Origin of the sequence: Mesorhizobium sp. M0037, assembly GCF_040323635.1 — a bacterium.
Classification (GTDB): domain Bacteria; phylum Pseudomonadota; class Alphaproteobacteria; order Rhizobiales; family Rhizobiaceae; genus Mesorhizobium.
In genome coordinates this window covers 35,261-42,920 of sequence record NZ_JAMYVB010000032.1, presented here as the reverse complement: position 1 = coordinate 42,920, position 7,660 = coordinate 35,261, and the positions used below count along the sequence as shown (strand labels likewise).

Below are 7,660 nucleotides of genomic sequence, written 5' to 3'. Positions count from 1 at the left end.
GGTCTGAATTGATTCGCAGATTCTCGCCCGGGGCGGCCATGCTCTAAAACCTCATCGGTTGCGGGGCGGCGGCGTCCCCCTCCCCCTCGAGGGGAGGGTGGCCGCGAAGCGGTCGGGTGGGGTCGCCCGCGACGCGCGCGACCTTCTCTTTGACCACCTGCGCGACGTGCCAAGCGCTGTTTATGACATCGGGCTCGTCAACACGGAAGACCTTAAATCCGAGCGATCGCAGATAAGCATCGCGAACGGCATCGTGCCGCATACCCCTGTCGTGTTTGTGCATGTCGCCATCGACCTCAACGATCAGCTTCACCGCCAAGCAGGCAAAATCCACGATGTACGGCCCAATCGGGCACTGACGGCGAAACTTGATGCCGGCTGATTTCAGGTCCCGCAGTTCATACCACAGCAGCGATTCTCCCTTGGTCGCGTGAACTCGAAGCGCTCGCGCCTTTTGGCGCATTTCGAAGCTCACGCGGGTACGGGGCATCAGGAGCGGCCTTGGAACAAAAGAGCAGGTCGGCGTCCGGTCGCACCGACCCCACCCGACCGCTTCGCGGCCACCCTCCCCTCGAGGGGGAGGGCTATCCGCGCCCGGTTTGTCAATCGATCGCCCTCAGCACTTCTCTGACATGGTCGATCAATTCGTTGATCTGGCCCTTGGTGATGATCAGTGGCGGCGACAGCGCGATTATGTCGCCGGTGGTGCGGATCAGCGCGCCGCGCTCGAACGCCTTGACGAAGGCCGAGAAGGCCCGCTTGGTCGGGCTGCCGGCGATCGGCGCCAGTTCGATCGCGCCGATCAGGCCGATATTCCTGATGTCGATGACATGCGGCTCGTCCTTCAGCGAATGCAGCGCATCTTCCCAGTAGGGCGCCAGTTCCTCGCCGCGGGTCAGCAGGCCCTCTTCCTTGTAGGTGTCGAGCGTGCCGAGTGCCGCGGCGCACGCAATCGGATTGCCCGAATAGGTGTAGCCGTGGAAGAACTCGATCATGTGCTCGGGGCCGGTCATGAAGGCGTCGTGGATTTCCTTCTTCACGAACACCGCGCCCATCGGGATGACGCCGTTGGAGACGCCCTTGGCGGTGGTCATGATGTCGGGCGTGACGCCGAAATAATCCGCTGCGAACGGCGCGCCGAGACGGCCGAAACCGGTGATGACCTCGTCGAAGATCAGCAAAATGCCGTGCTTGGTGCAGATCTCGCGCAGTTTCTGCAGATAGCCCTTCGGCGGCAGGATGACGCCGGTGGAGCCGGCGACCGGTTCGACGATGACGGCGGCGATGGTCGAGGCGTCATGCAGGGCAACGATGCGCTCCAGCTCGTTGGCGAGTTCCGCGCCATATTCCGGCACGCCCTTGGAGAAGGCGTTCTTTTCCGGCAGATGCGTGTGCGGCATGTGGTCGACGCCGCCGAGCAGCGTGCCGAACATCTTGCGGTTGGTGACGATGCCGCCGACCGAGATGCCGCCGAAATTGACGCCGTGATAGCCGCGTTCGCGGCCGATCAGGCGGGTGCGCGCGCCCTCGCCCTTCACACGGTGATAGGCGATCGCCATCTTCAGCGCCGTTTCGACCGATTCCGAACCGGAATTGGTGAAGAAGACATGGTCCATGCCCTTGGGCGCGAGATCGACCAGGCGGTTTGCCAGTTCGAACACGATCGGGTGTCCCATCTGGAAGGCCGGCGCATAGTCGAGTTCGGCCGCCTGATGCTGGATCGCTTCCGTGATCTTGGGACGGCAATGGCCGGCATTGACGCACCACAGGCCGGCGGTGCCGTCGAGCACCTTGCGGCCGTCGCTGGTGGTGTAGTGCATGTCCTTGGCGGACACGAACATGCGTGGCGCCTGTTTGAACTGCCGGTTCGCGGTGAACGGCATCCAGAATGCGCTGAGATCGTTCGGCGTGACTTTCAGCCGGTTGGACATGACCAAGACTTCCCCTTGTAACCTGTTTCGGTGCGGCTAACGCTTGGTCTTTCCAAAGCTTGGTCTTTGCTGCGTTTTCATGCTACGCAAATTTTTGACCGATTGGACAAACGTTAGCACCGCCCTGTCGGCGGTCAAGGGATTACTAGCGGAAATGCGGCCTGCGAAGTGCGCTCCACGGGTAAGAGAAAAACTGGTCCAGAGAATTGGTCCAGATGAACCCTGCGGCCAAGGCTTGCAGGGGTGAGCGGCGCCATGGAAGGCTCAGCCCCTCGCCGCACCCGCATCCAGCAGGAAAAGCGCGAACTGATCCTGGAGGCAGCCCTCGAAGTCTTCTCCGCCAACGGCTTTCGCGGTTCGACCATCGACCAGATCGCCGAGGCCGCCGGGATGTCGAAGCCGAACCTGCTCTACTATTTCCGCCGCAAGGAAGACATCCACGAAACGCTGATGGAGCGGCTGCTGGCGACGTGGCTGGCGCCGCTACGTGAACTCGACGATATCGGCGACCCCCTGACCGAGCTCAGGAGCTACATCCGGCGCAAGCTCGAAATGGCGCGTGATTTTCCCAGGGAAAGCCGGCTGTTCGCCAACGAGATCCTGCAAGGCGCGCCGCGCATCATGCCGCTGCTGGCGGGTGAGCTGAAAACGCTGGTCGACGAGAAGGCCAACGTCATCAAGGGCTGGATGCGCGCGGGAAAAATCGCCCGCACCGATCCCTGGCACCTGATCTTTTCGATCTGGGCGACGACGCAGCACTATGCCGATTTCGATGTCCAGGTCCGTGCCGTGCTCGGCGCCGATCGCGGCGGCGACGGCCGCTTCGAGGATGCGGCGCGGTTTCTGGAGCAGTTGTTCATTGATGGGCTGAAGCCGAAGGGCTGACCTTGGGCGTCAGGCGCTGCGGCGCTCCGCCGGCATCGCCTCAAGCAAATTCTGCAGCTTCTCGATCGAATTCTGTTCGGCCAGCGGCGTGTAGACGATCAGCTTCATGTCCGAGCCGTCGTCGATCGACAGGCTCATATGCTCGAACGTCATGGCGCCGGCTCTCGGATGTCGGACATGTTTCACCCCCGACAATCGGCGTGCCACGTCGCGTTGCGGCCACCAGTCGCGAAACTCCGGACTTGAGCGCGTCATAAGCACAATCAGCCGCTCGAAATCCGCATCGCCCACATAGCGGGCGCTTTCCGCCCGGAACGAGGCCAGCACGGTGCGCGCCAATTGCTCCCAGTCAACCAGCAGGCGCCGGTGATGCGGATTGGTGAACACCATGTGGACGATGTTGCGGGCGTCGCCCTCTAGCAGGCCATAATCACCGAACACCGCTACCGCCGCCGGATTCCAGGCCAGCACATCCCAGCGCCGCCCGACGACATAGGCCGGCTGCAGCACCAGGCTCTCCAGCATATGCATCAGCGGGCCATCGACCTTTTCCGGCGCAGCCACGCGGTTCTCCGGTTGCTGGCGGCCTGCCAGGATGAACAGATGCCGCCTTTCAACGGCGTCGAGGCGCAGCGCTTCGCTGAGCGCCGCTAGCACCTCCACCGAGGGCCTGACCTCGCGCCCCTGCTCTAGCCATGTGTACCAGGTGGTGCCGACGCCGGCGATCATCGCCACTTCCTCGCGACGCAAGCCTGGCGTGCGTCTCCGCAGGCCGGTCGCGATGCCGGTGGCGGACGGCGTCAATCTTTCGCGGCGCGAGCGCAGGAAGGCGCCAAGCTCGCGCCGGCGGCTGTCTTCAGCGGAGTGCGTGGGGGCATCCATGAGAGCTATTATAGCAGTATTGATACCAGGATAAAGTTTGAACTGTTTGGGCTGGGTCAGGCGCCCCATCTTCCATCCAGAGAGATGGAGGCTCTGAATATGGATCTGAAAGACAAGACAATCCTCATCACCGGTTCGACCGACGGCGTCGGCCGTGTCGTCGCGCAAAGGCTGGGCGCCGGTGGCGCGCGCGTGCTGGTGCATGGCCGTGACGCGGCTCGCGGCAAGGCAACCGTCGCAGAAATCGAATCCGCCGGCGGCAAAGCCGAGTTCCTCGCCGCCGACCTCGCCTCGCTAGCCGAGGTCCGCCGCCTTGCCGAGGCCGTACGCGCAAAAACCGACCGGCTCGACATCCTCATCAACAATGCCGGCATCGGCACGGCCGGCGCCAAGCGACAGCTCAGCGCCGACGGCTTCGAACTGCGCTTTGCGGTCAACTATCTCGCCGGTTTCCTGCTGACCTCGGAACTGCTGCCGCTGCTCAAGGCGAGTTCGCCGGCGCGCATCATCAACGTCGCTTCGGCCGGCCAGCAGGCGATCGATTTCGGCGATGTCATGCTGACACGTTCTTATGACGGCGTGCGCGCCTATTGCCAGAGCAAGCTGGCGCAGATCCTGTTCACCATCGACCTGGCCGGAGAGTTGAAAGTCAGCGGCGTCACCGTCAACGCTCTGCATCCAGCGAGCTACATGAACACCACCATGGTCCGCCAAGCCGGCGTGACGCCATGGAGCTCGGTCGAGACCGGCGCCGACGCCATTCTCAACCTCGCGACATCGCCCGCGCTGGAGGGCCGCAGCGGCCTCTATTTCGACGGCCGAAGGGAGGCCCGCGCCGACGCACAAGCCTATGACGCCAAGGCCAGACAGCAATTGCGAACCCTGAGCCTCGACCTCGTCGGCCAGGCTTCCCCACAATCGAAGGAACAGCATTCATGACCGGCAGGATCGAACACACGGTCGTCATCGGCGGCTCATCCGGCATCGGCCTGGCAACGGCGCGAAAACTGCTAGGCCCAGGCATGAAGGTGACCATCACCGGACGAAACCAGGACAAGCTCACCAGCGCTTGGAAGAGCCTCGGCGGCGCCGCCGAAAAAGCTGCCTTCAATGCTTCGAAGCCGGGCGAAGTCCGCCAGTTCTTTGGGGAACTCGGACCGTTCGATCACCTCGTGCTGGCTGCCAGCGGCGGCAAGGGACTTGGGCCGTTCGAAACCCTCGACCTCTCAGACATCGCCGGCGGCGTCGACGAGAAAGTCAGGCCGCAGCTGTCCTGTTTGCAGGCTGCCTTGCCGACGCTCAACAGATCGGGATCGGTGACTTTCATCTCGGCGGTGTCGGCACAATTGTCGGTGCCCGGCGTGGCCGGCATCGCCGCCGTCAACGGCATGCTGTTGACGGTGGTGCCGATCCTGGCGGTCGAACTGAAGCCTCTGCGCGTCAACGTCGTGGCGCCCGGCGTCATCGACACGCCATGGTGGGATTTTCTGGCCGAAGACCAGCGGCAGGCGGTGTTCAGCGAATATGCCGGCAAAACCCCGGTGGGCAGGATCGGCCAGGCCGAAGACGTCGCCGGCGCAATCGCCTTTCTCGTCTCCAACGGCTTCATGACCGGCCAGGTGCTGACCTGCGATGGCGGTTTGCGCTTCGCGGCGTAGCAAATGGTGTTGCAATGGCTTCCCGCCGCCACTGCGGCCACCAAACTACTGGCTCGCCACCACGCCGACACCAACGGACACAACGATGAAAATTACCAAAATCAAAACGCCAACTGAATTTGCCCTCTGGTAGATGGCATTTCCGGAGCCGAGTTTTGTCCTCAGAAAAAGGAGGACATCTGGGGACATTGCCGCTAGAAAAATCACTAGAAAACTGAAATGCCCGATAAATTCAGGCTGAAACCGCTTTTCCACAAAGGGGTACAATATGATTGACGCATATACGAGATAGCAGACGAGCGTGAATCGAGTTGGTGATCTTGTCAAACCAAGTGACGAAAGAGCGCTTTTCTCTTCAGATTCGTGTAGAAAATACAATACACTCAAGATGCTTGCTGTGAAATAAATACTTAGCAGAGCGTACGAATTTCTGGCGCTAATTGCATGGACATAATTTAGGGCAGCTACCAAGGCCACCGTCAGGAGCCCCACCACAAGCAACCATCTCAGCGCAACCCGTCTTTTACCTTTAAGAATGTACATTGATTGCCCCACACGTCGCATCAAGGATCAATACCGTAACGGTCTTAACTCTAAGTATCGAAGACAATGATTAATGGCGACGCCACGGTGGCAGCGCCATTGCCGACTAGAGCGACTGCGCGATCAGCGTCAGGAATCCGCCGGCGAGCGCGACATTGCCGACGAAGCCGTTGATGCGCGATGCCCGGTCCGGCCCTGATGGTCCCAGAAATTGTGGAACATCGGCGTCGCGACAATGAGAAACAGCAGCAGAACGGCGCAGGCGATCGCGGTCCAGACGCCGGCCATCACCAGCGCCCCGGCAACGGTTTGCAGGACGATGCCGGCCCACAGCGCCAGCCTGGCTTGCGTCACGCCGCGCGCGGTCATCAGCCCTGTCAGGAAGGTCTCGTTCTGAACATTGCGCAGGCCGGCGAAAACGAAGGCGCCGCCGAGCAACAGGCGGCCGAGAAACAACAGGGTCGAAGGCAAATCGACAGGCATGAAATCCTCCCCATCCTTGAATAGCTTAGGCATGAAACAGATGGAGCGCCGCACTCTCGACGGCGCCCCATGACTAAACCGGACGGTCAGGCTGCTTTGGCAGCCGGCATCGGGTGAATGGCGTGGAACGGGATGCAGAGCCGGTTCCAGGTGTTGATCATGCCGATCGCAACCGACAGCTTGACCAGTTCCTCTTCCGAGAAGTGCTCGAGCGTGCGGGCATAGAGTTCGTCCGAAACGCCATTGTTGGCGATCAGGGTCGTTGCCTCGGTCCAGGCAAGGGCCGCGCGTTCACGTTCGGAAAACAGCGGCGATTCCTTCCAGGCCGAAACCAGATAGAGCCGTGTCTCGGTTTCGCCGTCGCGCCTTGCCTCGCGGCTGTGCATCTCGACGCAGTAGGAGCAGCCATTGATCTGCGAGGCGCGGAGCTTGATCAAATGCAGCAGGCTCACTTCAAGCCCGCATTCGTCGACCGCCTTGTTGAGCGCTGACACTGCCTTCATGATTTCCGGCGCCTTGGCAAAGAATTGCAGTCTCTGTTTCATCGTCTTTCCTTTCTGTCTGGCGGAGTTAAATTTGCTTGGCTGCAGCGGGTTTCTGCGGCCGCTGATGGCGCTCGACAAAGGCACAGCTGGCGGCAAACGATCGCGGATCGCCTTCGGCCTTGTAATCAGCCACGATGTCGGACAACCGGGTTTCCGCGAGAGCGGCACGATAGGCGCGCTCGGCTTTCAGCATCGCGGCATTGATGCCGCACGGCTTCACATAGGCCGAAGCATCGATCTTGACCGGGCCGCGCTGGCGGATCTCGCCGCAGCGGAAGGCCGGCTCACGGCCTTCGATCGCCAGCACGATATCGAGCAGCGTGATGCGCTCGGCCGGACGCGCCAGCCGGTAGCCGCCCGCCGGTCCCGGCACCGATTCCAGGATCCGCGTAGCCGTCAGCTGGTTCAGATGTTTCAGCAGATAGCTCGGCGACAGGCCGAAGGACTCTGCCAAAGCAGCACCCGGCATCGTGCTGTTGCCCTCCACGCTGGCCAGGGTGGCCGCGCAATGGATGGCCGCTTCTACACCTTCGCCCAGCTTCATGATGTTGCGCTCCTATTCATGGATATCTTTTATCGCGGATAAAACTTATCTGCAATAGGAAAATTCGGAAATTCACATATAGCGATGGCTTCACAGAACTTGGGCATCCCGCTCTGCGGCCTGCACACATTTCTGGGCGGCTGGTCTGTGGCGATAGCGTGTATGGCGGCTTGGCGCATGCATTGTCTT

The 7,660-nt window shown here is 61.5% G+C and carries 9 protein-coding genes and 1 pseudogene; 3 read left to right on the top strand and 7 right to left on the bottom strand.

Translation table 11 applies throughout. The features are described from left to right. Positions 1-43: 43 nt before the first annotated feature. Together NKJ78_RS29730 and aptA are read right to left on the bottom strand one after the other, a co-directional pair. On the bottom strand, positions 44-463 hold the full coding sequence (locus NKJ78_RS29730) for an endonuclease domain-containing protein (protein ID WP_352562769.1): 420 nt from the start codon (positions 461-463) through the stop codon (positions 44-46). A gap of 139 nt (positions 464-602) precedes the next feature. Continuing rightward, the gene (gene aptA, locus NKJ78_RS29725) at positions 603-1,931 is read right to left on the bottom strand and encodes an omega-aminotransferase AptA (RefSeq protein ID WP_023705584.1); all 1,329 of its coding nucleotides are present in this window, start codon (positions 1,929-1,931) and stop codon (positions 603-605) included. Between the two features lie 255 nt (positions 1,932-2,186). Here aptA and NKJ78_RS29720 point away from each other — a divergent pair, with 255 nt between their 5' ends. Next, on the top strand, positions 2,187-2,816 hold the full coding sequence (locus NKJ78_RS29720) for a TetR family transcriptional regulator C-terminal domain-containing protein (protein ID WP_023697053.1): 630 nt from the start codon (positions 2,187-2,189) through the stop codon (positions 2,814-2,816). A 9-nt stretch (positions 2,817-2,825) separates the two neighbouring features. On the opposite strand, the gene NKJ78_RS29715 is transcribed toward NKJ78_RS29720, so the two are convergent. After that, complete coding sequence (locus NKJ78_RS29715; RefSeq protein WP_023729382.1) at positions 2,826-3,698, bottom strand: helix-turn-helix transcriptional regulator; 873 nt, start codon at positions 3,696-3,698, stop codon at positions 2,826-2,828. Between the two features lie 99 nt (positions 3,699-3,797). Between NKJ78_RS29715 and NKJ78_RS29710 the strand changes: the two genes are divergently transcribed. After that, entirely contained in the window at positions 3,798-4,637 is an 840-nt protein-coding gene (locus NKJ78_RS29710; protein ID WP_352460215.1) for an SDR family oxidoreductase, read from the top strand. Beyond that, positions 4,634-5,356, top strand: a complete 723-nt coding sequence (locus NKJ78_RS29705; protein WP_352460214.1) for an SDR family oxidoreductase — start codon at positions 4,634-4,636, stop codon at positions 5,354-5,356. Before NKJ78_RS29710 ends, NKJ78_RS29705 begins: the two co-directional genes overlap by 4 nt. Before the next feature lie 45 nt (positions 5,357-5,401). Here NKJ78_RS29705 and NKJ78_RS29700 read toward each other — a convergent pair whose 3' ends face one another. The 4 genes and pseudogenes from NKJ78_RS29700 to NKJ78_RS29685 all read right to left on the bottom strand — a co-directional run bounded on the left by NKJ78_RS29700 (position 5,402) and on the right by NKJ78_RS29685 (position 7,471). Further along, a complete protein-coding gene (locus tag NKJ78_RS29700; RefSeq protein WP_352460213.1) occupies positions 5,402-5,899 on the bottom strand; it encodes a hypothetical protein in 498 nt (165 codons plus the stop codon). A 106-nt stretch (positions 5,900-6,005) separates the two neighbouring features. Then, positions 6,006-6,382: pseudogene (locus NKJ78_RS29695) on the bottom strand (DoxX family protein). 86 nt (positions 6,383-6,468) lie between these two features. Then, positions 6,469-6,927 carry a carboxymuconolactone decarboxylase family protein gene (locus NKJ78_RS29690; protein WP_023668206.1) on the bottom strand — a complete coding sequence of 153 codons (459 nt, stop codon included), beginning with the start codon at positions 6,925-6,927 and terminating at the stop codon, positions 6,469-6,471. A gap of 25 nt (positions 6,928-6,952) precedes the next feature. Next, a complete protein-coding gene (locus NKJ78_RS29685; RefSeq protein ID WP_352460212.1) occupies positions 6,953-7,471 on the bottom strand; it encodes an RrF2 family transcriptional regulator in 519 nt (172 codons plus the stop codon). Between the last annotated feature and the right edge of the window lie 189 nt (positions 7,472-7,660).